This is a genomic window from Nocardioides sp. J9, from assembly GCF_007829375.1.
Classification (GTDB): domain Bacteria; phylum Actinomycetota; class Actinomycetes; order Propionibacteriales; family Nocardioidaceae; genus Nocardioides.
In genome coordinates this window covers 1-16,662 of the sequence record NZ_VLJQ01000052.1, presented here as the reverse complement: position 1 = coordinate 16,662, position 16,662 = coordinate 1, and the positions used below count along the sequence as shown (strand labels likewise).

Below are 16,662 nucleotides of genomic sequence, written 5' to 3'. Positions count from 1 at the left end.
GGCGGCGCGGCCGTTCTAGTGATAGGAAACTGACCATGGCCAGCCCCCGCGTGCGCAAGATCGCCGACCGCATCCAGGTGATCGTCGCGGAGATGCTCGAGCGCCGGATCAAGGACCCCCGCCTGGGGTTCGTGACGGTGACCGAGGTGCGGCTCACCGGTGACGCGCAGAACGCCACCATCTACTACACCGTGCTCGGCGAGGACGCCGACCAGCAGGCCACCGCCCGCGCGCTGGAGTCGGCGAAGGGCCTGCTCCGCTCCGAGGTCGGCAAGCAGCTCGGCATGCGGCACGTGCCCACGCTGGCCTTCGAGTTCGACGGCGTCCCGGAGAACGCGCGCCACCTCGACGAGGTGCTCGCCCGCGCCCGCGAGGCCGACGCCGCGGTCGCGGCCGCCCGCGAGGGCGCCCAGCCCGCCGGCGACCCGGACCCGTACAAGAAGCCGCGCGAGGCCGCCGAGGACGAGGAGAACGAGGACTGATGGCGGAGTCCGGGCTGGTCGTCGTCGACAAGCCCGCCGGCCTGACGTCCCACGCCGTCGTGGCGCGGGTGCGTCGTACCCTCGGCACGCGCAAGGTCGGCCACGCCGGCACCCTCGACCCGATGGCGACCGGCGTGCTGGTCCTCGGCGTCGAGCGCGCCACCCGGCTGCTCGGCCACCTCATGCTGACCGAGAAGACCTACTCGGCGACCGTGCGGCTCGGTGTCTCCACCACGACCGACGACGCCGAGGGCGAGGTCACCGCCACCGCGCCCGCGGCGCACCTCACCGAGGACGCCGTGCGCTCCGCGCTCTCCGCCTTCGAGGGCGACATCGAGCAGGTGCCCTCGACCGTGTCGGCCATCAAGGTCGACGGCAAGCGCGCCTACGCGCGCGCCCGCGCCGGCGAGGAGGTCGAGCTGAAGGCCAGGCCGGTGACCATCCACGAGATCGCCTGCGGCGACGTCCGCCGCGAGGGCGGCGCCGTCGACGTCGACATCCGGGTGCGCTGCTCCAGCGGCACCTACATCCGGGCCATCGCCCGCGACCTCGGCGCCGCGCTCGGCGTCGGCGGCCACCTGACCGCGCTGCGGCGCCACTCGGTGGGGGAGTTCGGCCTCGACGAGGCGAGCACCGACCTCGAGCACCTCGTCGTCACGCCGCTGGCCGACGCGGCCCGGCGCAGCTTCCCCGCCCTCGACCTCGACGCCGCCCAGGCACAGGCTGTCCGGTTCGGCCGACCCCTGCCGCTGCCGATCGACGAGCTGACCGCGGTCTTCGCTCCCGGCGGGGAGTTCCTCGCGCTCTACCAGCCCCACGGCAGCCACGCGAAGCCGGTCGCCGTCTTCGTCGGCTGATTCCCTCTTGGGGATCAGGCGTCAAGTGGCGGGTTGTTTGACGTCGTCGATGCCGGTTGTCAGGATCGTTGCGGCGACGGCCGGGTGGACGTGGGGGAGAAGATCACCTACCTCTTCGAGGTCACGAACACCGGCAGCCTGCGGGTGCGCGACATCCACGTTGTCGACCCGATGATCCAGGGCGGCGTCACCTGCCCGCAGACGGTGCTCGAGCCCGGGGAGATGATGACCTGCCGCGCCGTGCACGTGGTGCGGGCCCAGGACATCGTCGACGGCCGGGTCACCAACACGGCCCAGGCCGTGGGTGAGAGCGTGGTGTCGCCGGTGACCAGCGGCGAGGACACCGCCGTGCTCACCGCCGTCCCGGACGGCCCGGACGGCCCCGGTGGCCCGACCACCGACGCGGGCCTGCCCGACACCGGCGGCCCGGCCCGCTGGTTGCTCCTGCTCGGCATCCTGGCCATGCTCGGCGGTGCCGGGCTGGTCCTCAGCGCCCGGCGGCGGGCGTGACGGCCGGCGGACCCCGACGGGGCCGACCAGACCGACGAACGACACCGAGGAGAACCATGAAGACCCTGCCAGCCGCAGCCACGGCCCTCGTGGCGCTGCTCGCGCTCGGCGCGTGCGGCGACGACGAGCCGAAGGGCGGGTCGACGTCGAAGGGCGAGGACACCGCGTCGGTCGACCCTTCGCGGGTCTCGCCGACCGACCTGCCCGAGGTCCCCGAGCTGAAGGGCTCGAAGGGCGCGGTCGCCGACGCCAGCTTCGGGCAGTGCACGGCCGCCCCCGGTGAGCAGAAGGTCAGCGGCACGGTGACGAACTCGACGCGGCAGACGACCGACTACGTCGTCACCGTGAGCTGGATCAACGAGACCTACGACGTGCTCGCCCGCGGGGTGGCAGTCCTGGAGGACCTCGCGGCCGGCGCGTCGGAGGACTTCGAGGTCTCGGCGTCCGTCCCGGAGGACGCCGACACGTGCACCTTCCACGTCGCCCGGGGCGAGGTGCGTTGACCGGTCCGGGCGACGGTGCGGCCCGCCTCGGTTCAACGGGGAGGGCCGCATGTGCAAGAGTTGCCGCCGTGCGAGTGTGGCGCGACTTCTCCGAGGTGCCGAGCGATCTCGGCCGCACGGCGGTGACCATCGGCAACTTCGACGGCATGCACCTGGGCCACCAGCACGTCGTACGACGCGCGCGCGAGGTGGCCGGCGAGGTCGGCGTCGACCACGTGGTGGCCGTGACCTTCGACCCGCACCCGATCGCGGTGCTGCGGCCCGAGCACGCCCCGCCCACGCTGACGACCATCGAGGAGCGGCTGCAGCTGCTCCACGAGGCCGGCGTCGACGACGTGCTCGTCATCCCGTTCTCCCGCGACATCGCGGCGTGGACGCCGCACGAGTTCATCGACCGGATCCTGCTCGACACGCTGCACGTGCGTGCGGTCGTCGTCGGCGCGAACTTCCGCTTCGGCAACCGCGCCGCCGGTGACTGCAACCTGCTGCGGGCGGTCGGCGCCGAGCACGACTTCGTCCTCGAGGAGGTCACCCTCGACGGCGGGCCCCAGGTCTGGTCGTCCACCTACGTGCGCACCTGCCTCGCGGCCGGCGACGTGGCCGGCGCCGCCGAGGCGCTGGGCCGCCCGTTCACGACCCGCGGCGAGGTCATCGAGGGCGACAAGCGTGGGCGCGAGCTCGGCTACCCGACCGCCAACGTCGGGGTCCGCCCGGGCGCGGCCGCGCCCGCCGACGGCGTGTACGCCGGCCGGCTGACCGTCCTCGACGGCCCGGACGCCGGTTCGACGTACCCCGCCGCCATCAGCGTCGGCACCAACCCGACCTTCGCGGGCGAGCGGGAGCGCCGGGTCGAGTCCTACGTGCTCGACCGCACCGACCTCCAGCTCTACGGCCGCGAGGTCGAGGTGGAGTTCGTCGAGCGCCTGCGCGGCATGGTCCGCTTCGACTCCGTCGACGCCCTGCTGACGGCGATGGCCGACGACGTGGTGCGGGCCCGGACGGTCCTCACCGACTGACGGACCGGGAGCGCTGAGCGACATGGTCCGCGACCAGTCCAGTGCCGTCAGGGCCGCCGAGCGCTGGTTCGTCGACCACGGCCTGCCCTACTTCGTCGACGACCAGCGCGCGGCCGTCGCGCGCGGGCTGCGACGCTCCCGGCTGGTCGTGGTCTTCACCGTCGCGGCCGTCGTCGGCGCGGCGGCCGGCACCGGTGCCGGCGCCGTCCTCGGAGCCTCCGCGGGCCTCGGCGCGGGGATGACCGTCGCCGGCGTCGTGGTCGCGACCTACGCCGTGGCGACGCTGCGGGCCTGGCTGATCGTCGGCTGGGCGGTGCGGCGCACGCTGCGCTCCTTCGGCCTGGTCCTGCCCCTCGTCACGCGGGCCCTGCCCCTGCTCCTGCTCTTCATCACCTTCCTGTTCATCAACGCCGAGGTCTGGCAGGTCGCGGCGAGCCTGGACGGCGGCGTGCTGTGGGTGGCGGTGCTGCTCTTCGCCGGCATCGCCGTCCTGTTCCTGCTCACCCGGCTGCCGGAGGAGCTCGACGACGTCGACCAGACGGTCGAGTCCGCCCAGCTGGTCACCGCCTGCACCGGCACGCCGCTCGAGGCGGCCGCGCGCGGGCTGGCCGACCGCGTCGAACGGGTCGGCGCCGTCGACGCCCAGGTCTCCGGGCTGCAGCGGGCCAACCTCGTGTTGGTGCTGCTGGTCGCGCAGACCGTGCAGGTCCTGCTGCTCGCCGTCGCGGTGTTCGCGTTCTTCATCCTCTTCGGGGCGGTGGCGATGGCGCCGGACGTGGTCAGCAGCTGGACCGGCGGGCCGCTGCACGTGGTCGACGGCGTGGTCGGGGAGTGGCTCGGCGAACGGGTCAGCCTCGAGCTGCTGCGCGTCTCGACCTTCCTCGCGGCCTTCAGCGGCCTCTACTTCACGGTGTACGCCGTCACCGACGAGCTCTACCGCAAGCAGTTCTTCTCGGTGGTGATCCGCGAGCTCGAGCGGGCGGTCAGCGCCCGGGTCGCCTACCGGTCGCTGCGCGACGCGGTGGGGGAGGAGCCGGCGTGACCGGCCAGCCCCGCCAGTCCCGCCGGCCGCGCCAACCTGTGGTCCTCGACTGCGACACCGGCACCGACGACGCCGTCGCGATCCTGCTCGCCGCCCTGCACCCGGACCTCGACCTCCTCGGCGTCACCACCGTGTGGGGCAACCACGACGTGGCCCGCACCACCGAGAACACCCTGCGCGTCCTCGACGCCGTCGGCCGCGGCGACGTGGGCGTGCACCCGGGCCGCGACGAGCCGTTCCGGCCGCGGATCGAGGCGATCCCGAGCGGGCGCGCCGACCTGCCGCCGACCCTGCCCCTGCCGGACCCGGTCTCGACTGCTGGCGAGGAGGCCGTCGAGTGGCTGGTGGGCACGCTGCGCGCGGCGGCCACCCCGGTCGCACTCGTCGCGACCGGGCCGCTGACCAACCTGGCCGCTGCCCTGGCCGCGGACCGGTCGATCACCGGCTCCGTGGGCCGCCTCGTGGTCCTCGGCGGCACGCACCGCCAGACCGGCGTCACGCCGTACGCCGAGCGCAACACGTGGTGCGACCCGGAGGCGGCCGCCGACGTGCTCGCCGCGCCGTTCCGCGACGTGTGGCTGGTGACCATGGACGCGACCTGCTCGGCCCCGCTGACCCGGGCCGACGCGGCCCGGCTGCGCGGCCTCGGCACCGCTGCCGGCCGCGTCGCCGCCGACCTGGTCGAGGAGCGGGTGGCGTGGCACCGGCGTGCAGGTGTCGAGGTCGCCGGCGGGAGAGCACCCGTGCACGACCCGCTCGCGGTCGCCGCGCTCGTGGCCCCGGACCTGCTGACCACGCTGCGCGCCTCGGTCGAGGTGGAGCGGCGCGACCCGGTGCGCTACGGCGCCACGAGGTTCACGGCCGAGCCCGACGAGCGGCGCGGCCGGCTCCGGGTCGCGGTCCGGGCCGACCACGACCGGTACGTCGACCTGCTCTGCGACACGTTGGCGCCTTAACTAGAGTAAGTCGCTAGTGTTAGTCTCTGGACATGGTGGACTCCACGCTGCGTCGTCGCTCCGTCCTCGGTCTCCCGGTTGCGGGACTCGCTGTCGCCGGGGCCGGCTCCGCCCTCGGCACCCTCGTCGGGCCCGCGCCCGGGGCCCCTGCCGGCGCGCCGGCCATCGAGAAGCCGCTGCCGCCGACCTGGTTCATCGACCACGCCACCAGCGCCGAGACCCGCTGGGAGTCGGTGGAGAACCACCGCTACCGCACGCCGCAGTCGCGGCTCTTCGTGCGCAACCACACCCGGACGCCGCAGATCGACCCGTTGTCGTACCGGCTGCGGATCCACGGCGACGGCCTCGCCGACCCGGCCGGGATGAGCATCGGGCTCGCTGACCTCCGGCGGCGCTTCCGCGCCGTCGAGGTCACCTCCGTGCACGAGTACACCGGCAACGGGCGCAGCTTCTTCGACACCCAGCAGGGCAAGAAGGCGTCGGGCACGGCGTGGACGCTCGGCGCCGTCGGCACCGTCACCTGGCGCGGCGCGCGCCTGCGCGACGTGCTGCGCTGGGCCGGTGTGCGTCCCGAGGCCGTGTCCGTGCAGGGTGTCGGGCTCGACGACGAGTACGTCGACAAGGGCGAGAACCACGGCCGCGTGCGCCGCCCCTTCCCCATCGCCAAGGCCCTCGACAGGCACGTCGTGGTCGCCTGCCCGGTTGCGCCCGGACCCCGGACCGCGCACCGAGGGCCACGGCTGGACCCGCTGGGACTTCACCTGGCACGCCCCGCGCGCCGGCCGCCACGAGCTGCTCGCCCGGGCGACCGACCTGCACGGTCGCACGCAACCCGACGTCGCGGCCTTCAACCCGAACGGTTACTTCTTCGACGCAGTGGTGCGCCACCCCGTCGTCGTGGTCTGACCGCCTGGTCCGTCAGTCCCGGACCCGTCCGCGCAGCTGCTTGGTCTGGCCGCGCTGGCGCTTGGCCTCGAGGCGACGCTCCTTCGACCCGCGCGTGGGCTTCGTGGCCCGGCGCTGCGGAGGCGGGGGAGCCAGCAGCTCCCTGACCCGCTGGGCGAGGCGCTCACGAGCGGCGGTGCGGTTGCGGTGCTGGGAGCGGTGCTCGTGCGCGACCACGGTGATCGGGCCGTCGGTGCGGGCCAGCAGCCGGGCCCGCTGCCGCTCGTCGAGCACGCTCGAGGCAGCCGGGTCCCACACCAGCTCGACCCGGGAGTCGGTGGTGTTCACGGACTGCCCGCCCGGACCGGGGGAGCGCGAGAACCGCTCCACGAGCTCGGTGTCCGGGACGACCAGGCCCTGCGGCAGGCCGGGGCCCGGTGGGACGGTGAGGTCCACGGGGCTACGCGACCGTGACCGGGACGCCCGACAGGGCGGCGTTGCCGGAGACGTCGAGGCGCTCGGGGTCGGTCAGGTCGTTGATCGAGACCCCGGGGACACCGCTCGCGACGCCGAGGCGCACACCGTCGCGCTGGTGGCCGTAGCCGTGGGGGAGCGAGACCACCCCCGGCATCACGTCCTCGGTCGCCCTGACCTCGACGGCGACCTTGCCGACCCGCGACGTCACCGTCACCATCGCGCCGTCCGCGATGCCCCGCGCGGCGAGGTCAGCCGGGTGCATCAGCAGGTGGTGGCGCGGCTTGCCCTTCGTGAGCCGGTCGGTGTTGTGCATCCACGAGTTGCAGTCGCGCTGGTGGCGCCGCCCGATGAGGAGCAGCTCGTCACCGGTCGGCAGCTCCTGGGCGCGCAGCCGGTCCAGGTCGCCGGCGACGATGTCGGGCAGCGCCCGGACCCGCTTGTCCTTCGTGAACAGCCGGCCGGGGAGCTGGCCGGGCTTGAGCGGTCCGAGGTCGACGCCCTCCGGGTGCTTGCGCAGGTCGGTGGTGGTGACGCCCGACCTGCCCGTGCGCAGCAGCATCCCGATGATGAACGCCGGGCTCATCCGCAGCCGCGCACGGGTCACCAGGTGCCGTTTCAGCGGCGGCTTGCGGTCCAGGCGCTTCGTGACGCGCGCGTGCAGGTCGCGGAAGATCTCCCAGTCGTGCCGCTGGTCGCGCCCCTTCGGGAACACCGCCGGGGTGAAGCGCGCCGTGTCGCGCACCGCCAGCACGTGGAACGGCAGGTCGTAGTGGTCACGCTCGAGCAGCGTGGTCGGCGGGAGGATCACGTCGGCGTGCCGGGTCGTCTCGTTGACGTAGATGTCGATCGCCGCGCAGAAGTCGAGGCCCTCCATCGCCGCGTCCAGTCCCGCGCCGTCGGGCGTCGAGAGGACCGGGTTGCCGGCGACCGTCAGCAGCGCCCGCACCTGCCCATCGCCGGGTGTCTCGATCTCCTCGCGCAGCACGGCCACCGGCAGCTCGCCCCCGAACTCCGGAGCCTGCCGGACCCGGGACCGGAACCGGTCGTGGTGGCCGCGGCCGATCATCCCGCGGCCGACGGCGTCGATCGCCGGTGAGGTGAGCATCGCCCCGCCCACCCGGTCGGTGTTGCCGGTCACCAGGTTGAGCAGCTGCACGGCCCACTGGCACACCAGCCCGAACTCCTGCGTCGACACGCCCATCCGCCCGTAGACCGCCGCGCCGTCCGCGGCGGCGAGCTCGCGCGCGATCCGCACGACCACCTCGGCCGGGACCCCGCTCGCCCGTTCCGCCGCCTCGGGGGTGAAGTCGGCGACCGCGTCCCGGACGGCGTCCAGCCCGTCGACGTACGACGGCGGGCTGGTCAGCCCCTCGGTGAACAGCGTGTTGAGCAGTGCCAGCAGCACCCACGCGTCCGTGCCCGGCCGCACGAAGTGGTGCTCGTCGGCGACCCGGGCGGTCTCGGTCCGGCGCGGGTCGAGCACCACCATCCGGCCGCCGCGCGCCTGCAGCTCGCGCAACCGCCCCGGGAAATCCGGCACCGTCATCAACGAGCCGTTCGAGGCCATCGGGTTGGCGCCGAGGACGAGGAAGTAGCTCGTGCGGTCGATGTCGGGCACCGGCAGCAGCAGCTGGTGCCCGTAGAGCAGGCGACCGATCATCTGGTGGGGGAGCTGGTCCACCGACGTCGCGCTGAACTTGTTGCGGGTGCGGAACACCTGCGCGAGCGCGATGCCGTGGGTCAGCGCGCCGAGGCTGTGCGCGTTGGGGTTGCCGAGGTAGAGCGCGAACGCGTCGTCGCCGTGCTCGTTGATCGTGCGAGCGATGCCGTCCGCGACCAGGTCGAGGGCCTCGTCCCAGGAGATCTCCTCCCACCGGGCGTCGGCGCCGCGGCCGATCCGGCGCACCGGCCGCCGCAGTCGGTCCGGGTCGGCGTGGATGTCGCCGATCGCCACGCCCTTCGGGCAGATGTGGCCGCGGGACAGCGGGTCGTCGGGGTTGCCGCGGACGCCGGTCACCCGGCCGTCGTCGACCGTCAGGAGCAGGCCGCAGGTCGCCTCGCACAGGTTGCACACGCCGATGTGTTGCTGGGGCACACTGGCATCGTCACACGCCGGACCCGCCCGGCGCCACGACCGCGCCCGCGGTCCGATGCCCAGCGATTCGGCCGGGGGAGCAGCGCGCTGTTAGCCTTGACCGGTTGCCCCCGGGACCCCGGAGGGCGCACCCACCGCCGTCAGATCGGCCGCGGATCGAGAGTGCTCCAGGTAGTCAGGCTGGGGCGCCGCGCAACGAGTGAACCGAGGAGAACCCATGGCTGTCGGAACCGACGCTGAGACCAAGAAGAAGATCATCGCCGAGTACGCCACGACCGAGGGCGACACCGGTTCGCCGGAGGTGCAGATCGCGCTGCTGAGCCACCGCATCGCCCACCTCACCGAGCACCTCAAGCAGCACAAGCACGACCACCACAGCCGTCGTGGCCTGCTCCTGCTCGTCGGCCAGCGCCGTCGTCTCCTCAACTACCTGAAGAAGACCGAGATCGAGCGCTACCGCTCCATCGTCGAGCGCCTCGGCCTTCGTCGCTGATCCGAACCGTCCAGCACGCGCCTGACGGCGTTGCGGCCGCTCGACGACCGCTCCGCCCCAAGGTCGCCTTCGCGGCCGCGCCTTGTCAGGCACGCACTGGACGGCCCGGATCCGTGACACCGGATCCGGACAAGATCATGAGAACGGGTGACCCCGATCGGGGTCGCCCGTTCTGCATTTCGGCGACCTGTCGTTAGGCTGGCCGGTGACAACACATGTCCATGCCCGCGGGGCAGCGCGTCCCGCACGTACGAATAAGAGAAAACACTTGACTGAACCCGTCATCTCTGCCGTCGAGACCGTTCTGGACAACGGCAAGTTCGGCACCCGCACCGTCAAGTTCGAGACGGGCGTCTTCGCCCGCCAGGCCGCCGGATCGGTGAGCGCCTACCTCGACGACGACACGATGCTCCTGTCGGCGACCACCGCCGGTAAGCACCCCAAGGACCACTTCGACTTCTTCCCGCTGACGATCGACGTCGAGGAGCGGATGTACGCCGCGGGCCGGATCCCCGGCTCGTTCTTCCGCTCCGAGGGCCGCCCGGGCGAGGACGCGATCCTCGCGTGCCGCCTCATCGACCGCCCGCTGCGCCCGACCTTCAAGAAGGGCCTGCGCAACGAGGTCCAGGTCGTCATCACCGTCATGGCGCTCAACCCGGACACGCCGTACGACGTGCTCGCGATCAACGCCGCGTCGCTGTCGACCCAGCTCTCCGGCCTGCCGTTCAGCGGCCCCGTCGGCGCCACCCGAGTCGCGCTCATCGAGGGCCAGTGGGTCGCGTTCCCGACCCACAGCCAGCTCGAGAAGGCCGTCTTCGACATGGTCGTCGCCGGCCGCGTCACCGAGACCGGCGACGTCGCGATCATGATGGTCGAGGCCGAGGCCACCGAGGGCACCATCGAGCTCGTCCGCGGCGGCGCGCAGGCGCCCACCGAGGACGTCGTGGCCGGTGGCCTCGATGCCGCCAAGCCGTTCATCAAGCAGCTGGTCGAGGCCCAGGTCGAGCTCGCCAACGTGGCCGCCAAGCCGGTCCAGGAGTTCCCGATCTTCCTCGACTACGAGGACGATGTCTTCGCCGCCGTCGAGTCCGCCGTCAAGGCCGACCTCGCCGCCGCGATGAAGATCGCCGACAAGCAGGAGCGCAACGACCGCACCGACGAGCTCAAGGACCGCGTCCTCACCGAGCTCGCGCCCCAGTTCGAGGGTCGCGAGAAGGAGATCGGCGCCGCGTTCCGGTCGGTCAACAAGCAGGTCGTGCGCGAGAGCATCCTGCGCGACAAGGTGCGCATCGACGGTCGCGGCCTCGCCGACATCCGTCCGCTGCACGCCGAGGTCGACGTGATCCCGCGGGTCCACGGCTCCGCGCTCTTCGAGCGTGGCGAGACCCAGATCCTGGGCGTCACCACCCTCGACATGCTCAAGATGGAGCAGCAGCTCGACACCCTGTCGCCGGAGACCAGCCGGCGCTACATGCACAAGTACATCTTCCCGCCGTTCTCCACCGGCGAGACCGGCCGCGTCGGCTCGCCGAAGCGTCGCGAGGTCGGCCACGGTGCGCTCGCGCGTCGTGCGCTCCTGCCGGTGCTCCCGAGCCGCGAGGAGTTCCCGTACGCCATCCGCCAGCTCTCCGAGGCCCTGGGCTCCAACGGCTCCACCTCGATGGGCTCGGTCTGCGCCTCGACCCTGTCGCTGCTGCAGGCCGGTGTGCCGCTGAAGGCGCCCGTCGCCGGCATCGCCATGGGCCTGGTGTCCGGCGAGATCGACGGCAAGACCGAGTACGTCGCGCTGACCGACATCCTCGGCGCCGAGGACGCCTTCGGCGACATGGACTTCAAGGTCGCCGGCACGCGTGAGTTCGTCACCGCGCTCCAGCTCGACACCAAGCTGGACGGCATCCCGGCCGAGGTCCTCGCGCAGGCCCTCCAGCAGGCTCGCGACGCCCGGATGACCATCCTCGACGTCATGGGCGAGGCCATCGACGCCCCCGAGGAGATGTCGATCCACGCCCCGCGGATCATCACCGTGAAGGTGCCGGTCGACAAGATCGGCGAGGTCATCGGGCCCAAGGGCAAGGTGATCAACCAGATCCAGGACGACACCGGCGCGAGCGTCTCCATCGAGGACGACGGCACCGTCTACATCGGTGCGACCAACGGCGAGGCGGCCGAGGCGGCCCGGGCCGCGATCAACGCGATCGCGAACCCGACCATGCCGGAGGTCGGCGAGCGCTACCTGGGCACGGTCGTCAAGACCACGAACTTCGGTGCCTTCATCGCGCTGATGCCGGGCAAGGACGGGCTGCTGCACATCAGCAAGCTCCGCTCCCTCGCCGGTGGCAAGCGCGTGGAGAACGTCGAGGACGTCGTGGCCGTCGGCCAGAAGATCCAGGTCGAGATCGCCGAGATCGACGACCGCGGCAAGCTCTCGCTCGTCCCGGTCGTCGAGGACGCCGAGGACGGCGCCGCTGACTCCGCCCAGGAGTCTGAGGACGCGTGAGCCGAGCTCGCACGACGACGGCCGGTCAGCCCAGCGCTGACCGGCCGTCGGCCGTTTCCCGCACCTCCACGCGGACGCTGGAGACGGTCCGCGACGACGCGGGCCGGGTCACCTCCGTCGTACGACGCACCCAGCTCGCCTCGGGCCTGCGCATCGTCACCGAGGAGATGGCCGGCGCCCGGTCGTCCTCCGTCGGCGTGTGGGTCGGCGTCGGCTCCCGCGACGAGGCCGCTGCGACCCACGGCGCCTCGCACTTCCTCGAGCACCTGCTCTTCAAGGGCACCGACGAGCGCTCCGCGCTGGACATCTCGATCGCGCTGGACGCGGTCGGGGGCGAGTTCAACGCGTTCACCGCGAAGGAGTACACCTGCTTCCACGCGCGGGTGCTCTCCGACGACCTGCCACTGGCGATCGACGTGCTCGGTGACATGGTCACCGGCTCGCGGATCGACGCCCACGACGTCGAGGCCGAGCGCTACGTGATCCTCGACGAGATCGCGATGCACGACGACGACCCCGACGACGTCGTCCAGAACCTCCTCGCCGAGCTCGCCTGGGGCGCCGGCACGCCGCTGGGCCGCCCCATCGCCGGCACCGAGCAGTCGATCGAGGCGATGACCCCGGCCCAGATCCGGCGTTTCTACCGGCGGCACTACGTGCCCGCCAACACGGTCATCTCCATCGCCGGCGCCGTCGACCACGCCGCCGCGGTCAAGGCCGTGCGCAAGGCGTTCGCCCGCCGCCGGCCGAAGGTCACCGCGGGCAGCGCCGAGGNCGCCAACACGGTCATCTCCATCGCCGGCGCCGTCGACGGCGCGGCCGCGCCGGTCGCCCCGCGGCCGTCGAGCGCGCGGCGCCGGCCGAAGGTCACCGCGGGCAGCGCCGAGGTGAGCCGGCCGTTCGAGCAGGTCAACCTCGTCATCGGCCGTGAGGGCGTCACCCGCGACGACGACCGCCGGTTCGCGCTGGGCGTGCTCAACACCGCTCTCGGCGGCGGCACGTCGAGCCGCCTGTTCCAGGAGGTCCGCGAGGTGCGCGGCCTGGCCTACTCGGTCTACTCCTTCGCCAGCCAGTACGCCGACTCCGGCATCGTCGGCGTGGCTGTGGGCTGCCTGCCCGACCGCACCGACGAGGTGCTCGCCGTGGTCCGGGAGCAGCTCGACGCCATCGCGGCGGAGGGGATCACCGGTGAGGAGCTCGCCCGCGGCAAGGGCCAGCTCGTCGGCGGCATGATCCTCGGGCTCGAGGACTCCGGCTCGCGGATGATGCGCCTGGGCAAGAACGAGCTCGTCCACGGCGAGGTGCTCGGCATCGACGAGGTCATCGACCGGATCGAGGCGGTCACCCTCGACGAGGTCCGCGAGGTCGCAGCCGAGGTCTTCGGGCGACCCGAGCTGCTGGCGCTCGTCGGACCCTGAGGGGTTACCTGCAGGTTTTCTGGGCACCGTGTCAAAGGAATTCTGTCGACACAGGAGAACTGAATGACTGCCGTGCACCAGTCCGACCCCGAGACCCCACCCGAGGAGCGGACCCCTCCCACCGGCAGCCGCCTCATCGCCGCGCCGCGGGTGTTCGTCCCGGCTGCCAGCCTGCTCGTCCTGTTCGTCGCGGTCACCGCCATCGCGCCGGGCAAGACGGGGGAGGTCCTCGGTGACCTCAACAGCACCGTCGTCCAGGACCTCGGGTGGTGGTACATCGCCCTCGTCACCGGCTTCGTGTTCTTCTCGATCTGGCTCGCGACGTCCCACATGGGCAACATCGTCCTGGGCAAGGACGACGAGGAGCCCGAGTTCGGGCTCGGTTCCTGGTTCGCGATGCTCTTCGCGGCCGGCATGGGCATCGGCCTCGTCTTCTGGGGCGTCGCCGAGCCGCTCAACCACTACGTCGCCCCGCCGCCGGGTGCCGCCGCAGCCACCGACGCGCAAGCGGCGCGCACCGCCATGGACACCACCTTCCTGCACTGGGGCCTGCACGCCTGGGCGATCTACGTCGTCGTCGGCCTGGCGATCGCCTACTCGGTGCACCGCCGCGGCAACCCGATCTCCATCCGCTGGGCGCTCCAGCCGCTCCTCGGTGACCGGATCCGTGGTTTCTGGGGTGACGTCATCGACGTCATCGCCGTCCTGGGCACCCTCTTCGGCGTCGCGACCTCGCTCGGCCTCGGCGTCAGCCAGATCGGCGCCGGCCTCGGCTACCTCGAGGTGATCGACGAGCCGACGACGTGGCTGCTGATCGCCCTCGTCATCGGCATCACCGCCATCGCCCTGACCTCCGTCGTCACCGGCGTCGACAAGGGCATCAAGTGGCTGTCGAACATCAACATGGTCGTCGCCGTCGCGCTCGTCTGCTTCGTCCTCGTCGCCGGTCCCACGGTGTTCATCCTCAGCGACTTCGTCACCCAGATCGGGTCGTACATCCAGAACTTCTTCCAGATGTCGTTCAACGCCCGCCCGTTCCAGGACGACGGCAAGGAGTGGCTCGGCGGCTGGACGACCTTCTACTGGGGCTGGTGGATGAGCTGGGCGCCCTTCGTCGGCGTCTTCATCGCCCGCATCTCGCGCGGGCGCACCGTGCGTGAGTTCATCGTCGGCGTGCTGCTCGTGCCCACCCTGGTCACCTTCCTGTGGTTCTCCGCGCTGGGCGGCACCGCCCTCTACGAGGAGCTCTTCGGCGACGGTGGCGTGGTCGGTGCCGACGGCGGCGTCGACACCAACACCGCGCTCTTCCAGATGCTCGACCTGCTGCCCGCCGCCGGCCTGGTCAGCGGCGTGGCGATCTTCCTCATCGTGGTCTTCTTCGTCACCAGCTCGGACTCGGGCTCCTTCGTGGTCGACATGCTCTCCTCGGGCGGCGACCAGAACCCGCCGGTGTGGAGCCGGGCGTTCTGGGCCCTCATGGAGGGCGCCGTCGCCGCTGTGCTGCTCTACGTCGGTCTCGAGGCGCAGAAGACCGACCCGGACGTGAATCCGCTCGGCGCGCTGCAGACGATGGCGATCCTGCTGGCGCTGCCGTTCAGCATCGTGATGCTGGGCCTGGCCATCGCCACGGCCAAGTCGCTGCTGGCCGAGAACCGGCTGCGGGTGCGTCGCCAGCGGCAGTGGCTCGCCGAGCAGGTGGCGGCCGAGATCGCTGCGTCGGACGAGTCGACGGCGCCGGCCGGCTCGTCCGGCGGCGCGTCGCTGCGCAAGGCCCCGGCCGGCGAGGCCGGTGACGGTCCGCCGGCACCGCCCGCAGGCTGACGCCACACGCCACCGCGCCCCGGCACCTCCACGAGGTGTCGGGGCGCGGTGCGTCTTTCAGCGGCGGCCGATGATGCCGATGACCGGCGGGGTCTTCGAGTCGACGATGTAGACGCGGAAGCCGCCGTCGCGCAGCTGCGCGGAGGCCTTGGCGAGGATGTCCGGCACCTGCTCGGGGCGGGTGGTGTCGAAGAACAGGTTGACCGAGCCGCCCGGCATCAGCCGCTCGTGCAGCAGCGCGATCTCCTCGGACGCGTCACGGACCCAGAACAGGTTGACGTCGAACGCGAACACCTTGGTGAGCCGCTTGACCGGGACCCGCAGCGTGGCCAGGTCGATCTGGCGGACCGTCAGCCGGCCGGCCTCGATGTGGGCCGCGCAGCGCTGCTTCGTGCGGTCGACGCCCGCCTCGGAGCGGTCGATCGCGAACATCTTGCCCTTGCCCTCGAGACGGCTGCAGATGAGGTCGGCGGCTGCGCCGTTGCCGCAGCCGATCTCCAGCACGTGGTCGTTGGGCTGGACGTCCATGAAGTCCACCGCCCAGCGGATCCGGGCCGGGATCTTGGTCACCATGGGGTCCAGCCTGCCAGAACGCCTGCGCGGACGACGCACTACCTTGGTCCCGTGAGCAGTCGTGTCGCGGAGAACACAGCCCCCACGGACGCATCGGCGCCGACGTCGACGGACGCCACGAGGCTCCGGGTCGGCGTCCTCGGCGCCCGCGGGAAGGTCGGCGCGGAGGTGGTCAAGGCCGTCGAGTCGGCCGACGACCTCGAGCTCAGCGCCGGCGTCGACCAGGGTGACGACGTCTCCTCGCTCGTCGACAGCGGCACGCAGGTCGTCGTCGACTTCACCCACCCCGACGTGGTGATGGACAACCTCCGCTTCTGCATCGAGAACGGCATCCACGCCGTCGTCGGCACCACCGGCTTCGACGAGGAGCGGCTCGAGGCGCTGCGCGGCTGGCTCGCCGACAGCCCCGGCACCGGCGTGCTCATCGCCCCGAACTTCTCCATCGGCGCGATCCTGATGATGCGCTTCGCCTCGATCGCCGCCCCGTTCTTCGAGTCCGTCGAGGTCGTCGAGCTGCACCACCCGACCAAGGCCGACGCGCCGAGCGGCACCGCCCGTCGTACCGCCGAGATGATCGCCGCGGCCCGGCGCGACGCCGACTGCCCGCCGGTCCCGGACGCGACCAGTACCGGCCTCGAGGGCGCCCGGGGCGCGGACGTCGACGGCATCCCCGTCCACAGCGTCCGCCTGCGCGGCCTCGTGGCTCACCAGGAGGTCCTGCTCGGTGGCCTGGGGGAGACCCTCACCATCCGCCACGACTCCATCGACCGGGTCTCCTTCACCCCCGGCGTCCTCACCGGCGTGCGCCGCATCGCGGACTCCCCCGGCCTCACCGTCGGCCTGGAGCATTTCCTGCCCCTGGGCTGAGCTGGATGGCGCGAGCGCGTCGCTCGTGCCTCGCGCCGCGCTGCCGCGCCGCGGTTGCCTCCGGTGGATGGTGACGTCCGCCTGGCGGCAAGACGGGCGGCACGCGCAGTCCCGCCTCCCTCCGCCTCCGGTCGCTCGTTCCTCGCTCCCTGCGGCTCCGGGCCGGCGGG

General features: G+C 72.3%; 16 protein-coding genes and 1 pseudogene. 14 read left to right on the top strand and 3 right to left on the bottom strand.

Features of this window, described 5'->3' with window-relative positions; genetic code table 11:
* Positions 1-35 precede the first annotated feature (35 nt).
* From rbfA to L615_RS23115, 9 genes and pseudogenes are all read left to right on the top strand, one after another.
* Positions 36-482: a 30S ribosome-binding factor RbfA gene (gene rbfA, locus L615_RS04625; RefSeq protein WP_028655176.1), complete on the top strand. Its 447-nt coding sequence runs from the start codon at positions 36-38 to the stop codon at positions 480-482.
* Positions 482-1,339 (top strand): tRNA pseudouridine(55) synthase TruB, encoded by an 858-nt coding sequence (gene truB, locus L615_RS04620; RefSeq protein ID WP_028655177.1) that lies wholly within the window; start codon positions 482-484, stop codon positions 1,337-1,339. The genes rbfA and truB overlap by 1 nt, the downstream gene beginning before the upstream one ends.
* Before the next feature lie 84 nt (positions 1,340-1,423).
* The gene (locus L615_RS04615; RefSeq protein ID WP_186449734.1) at positions 1,424-1,849 is read left to right on the top strand and encodes an LPXTG cell wall anchor domain-containing protein; all 426 of its coding nucleotides are present in this window, start codon (positions 1,424-1,426) and stop codon (positions 1,847-1,849) included.
* Positions 1,850-1,905: 56 nt separating this feature from the next.
* Positions 1,906-2,352 (top strand): FxLYD domain-containing protein, encoded by a 447-nt coding sequence (locus tag L615_RS04610; protein WP_145724291.1) that lies wholly within the window; start codon positions 1,906-1,908, stop codon positions 2,350-2,352.
* Between the two features lie 68 nt (positions 2,353-2,420).
* Positions 2,421-3,368, top strand: coding sequence for a bifunctional riboflavin kinase/FAD synthetase (locus L615_RS04605; protein WP_028655180.1), 948 nt, complete (start codon positions 2,421-2,423; stop codon positions 3,366-3,368).
* 22 nt (positions 3,369-3,390) lie between these two features.
* A complete protein-coding gene (locus tag L615_RS04600) occupies positions 3,391-4,410 on the top strand; it encodes a hypothetical protein (protein WP_028655181.1) in 1,020 nt (339 codons plus the stop codon).
* Positions 4,407-5,366 (top strand): nucleoside hydrolase, encoded by a 960-nt coding sequence (locus L615_RS04595; RefSeq protein ID WP_145724290.1) that lies wholly within the window; start codon positions 4,407-4,409, stop codon positions 5,364-5,366. The genes L615_RS04600 and L615_RS04595 overlap by 4 nt, the downstream gene beginning before the upstream one ends.
* Positions 5,367-5,398: 32 nt before the next feature.
* Positions 5,399-6,004, top strand: a pseudogene (locus tag L615_RS24695) (molybdopterin-dependent oxidoreductase); the annotation flags it as partial.
* A gap of 64 nt (positions 6,005-6,068) precedes the next feature.
* A complete protein-coding gene (locus tag L615_RS23115; protein ID WP_028655183.1) occupies positions 6,069-6,272 on the top strand; it encodes a hypothetical protein in 204 nt (67 codons plus the stop codon).
* A 12-nt stretch (positions 6,273-6,284) separates the two neighbouring features.
* Here the strand turns inward: L615_RS23115 and arfB are convergent, their stop codons facing one another.
* On the bottom strand, positions 6,285-6,707 hold the full coding sequence (gene arfB / locus L615_RS04585) for an alternative ribosome rescue aminoacyl-tRNA hydrolase ArfB (protein ID WP_028655184.1): 423 nt from the start codon (positions 6,705-6,707) through the stop codon (positions 6,285-6,287).
* Between the two features lie 4 nt (positions 6,708-6,711).
* Positions 6,712-8,823 carry a molybdopterin-dependent oxidoreductase gene (locus L615_RS04580; RefSeq protein ID WP_186449733.1) on the bottom strand — a complete coding sequence of 704 codons (2,112 nt, stop codon included), beginning with the start codon at positions 8,821-8,823 and terminating at the stop codon, positions 6,712-6,714.
* A 217-nt stretch (positions 8,824-9,040) separates the two neighbouring features.
* Here L615_RS04580 and rpsO point away from each other — a divergent pair, with 217 nt between their 5' ends.
* The 4 genes from rpsO to L615_RS04560 all read left to right on the top strand — a co-directional run bounded on the left by rpsO (position 9,041) and on the right by L615_RS04560 (position 15,052).
* Entirely contained in the window at positions 9,041-9,316 is a 276-nt protein-coding gene (gene rpsO / locus L615_RS04575; RefSeq protein WP_028655186.1) for a 30S ribosomal protein S15, read from the top strand.
* A gap of 268 nt (positions 9,317-9,584) precedes the next feature.
* Positions 9,585-11,813 carry a polyribonucleotide nucleotidyltransferase gene (locus L615_RS04570; RefSeq protein WP_145724288.1) on the top strand — a complete coding sequence of 743 codons (2,229 nt, stop codon included), beginning with the start codon at positions 9,585-9,587 and terminating at the stop codon, positions 11,811-11,813.
* Entirely contained in the window at positions 11,810-13,231 is a 1,422-nt protein-coding gene (locus L615_RS04565; RefSeq protein ID WP_145724287.1) for a pitrilysin family protein, read from the top strand. The genes L615_RS04570 and L615_RS04565 overlap by 4 nt, the downstream gene beginning before the upstream one ends.
* A 63-nt stretch (positions 13,232-13,294) precedes the next feature.
* A complete protein-coding gene (locus L615_RS04560) occupies positions 13,295-15,052 on the top strand; it encodes a BCCT family transporter (protein ID WP_051485631.1) in 1,758 nt (585 codons plus the stop codon).
* A 57-nt stretch (positions 15,053-15,109) separates the two neighbouring features.
* Here L615_RS04560 and L615_RS04555 read toward each other — a convergent pair whose 3' ends face one another.
* Complete coding sequence (locus L615_RS04555) at positions 15,110-15,625, bottom strand: trans-aconitate 2-methyltransferase (protein WP_036517326.1); 516 nt, start codon at positions 15,623-15,625, stop codon at positions 15,110-15,112.
* Between the two features lie 51 nt (positions 15,626-15,676).
* Here L615_RS04555 and dapB point away from each other — a divergent pair, with 51 nt between their 5' ends.
* Positions 15,677-16,492: a 4-hydroxy-tetrahydrodipicolinate reductase gene (gene dapB / locus L615_RS04550; RefSeq protein ID WP_145724286.1), complete on the top strand. Its 816-nt coding sequence runs from the start codon at positions 15,677-15,679 to the stop codon at positions 16,490-16,492.
* The last annotated feature ends 170 nt before the right edge of the window (positions 16,493-16,662 follow it).

What these genes read in the sequence shown, in the direction of transcription:
- rbfA (WP_028655176.1), top strand. Translation starts at nt 36, where the DNA reads ATGGCCAGCCCCCGCGTGCGCAAGATCGCCGACCGCATCCAGGTGATC.
- truB (WP_028655177.1), top strand. Translation starts at nt 482, where the DNA reads ATGGCGGAGTCCGGGCTGGTCGTCGTCGACAAGCCCGCCGGCCTGACG.
- L615_RS04610 (WP_145724291.1), top strand. Translation starts at nt 1,906, where the DNA reads ATGAAGACCCTGCCAGCCGCAGCCACGGCCCTCGTGGCGCTGCTCGCG.
- L615_RS04600 (WP_028655181.1), top strand. Translation starts at nt 3,391, where the DNA reads ATGGTCCGCGACCAGTCCAGTGCCGTCAGGGCCGCCGAGCGCTGGTTC.
- rpsO (WP_028655186.1), top strand. Translation starts at nt 9,041, where the DNA reads ATGGCTGTCGGAACCGACGCTGAGACCAAGAAGAAGATCATCGCCGAG.
- L615_RS04560 (WP_051485631.1), top strand. Translation starts at nt 13,295, where the DNA reads ATGACTGCCGTGCACCAGTCCGACCCCGAGACCCCACCCGAGGAGCGG.
- L615_RS04555 (WP_036517326.1), bottom strand. Translation starts at nt 15,625, where the DNA reads ATGGTGACCAAGATCCCGGCCCGGATCCGCTGGGCGGTGGACTTCATG.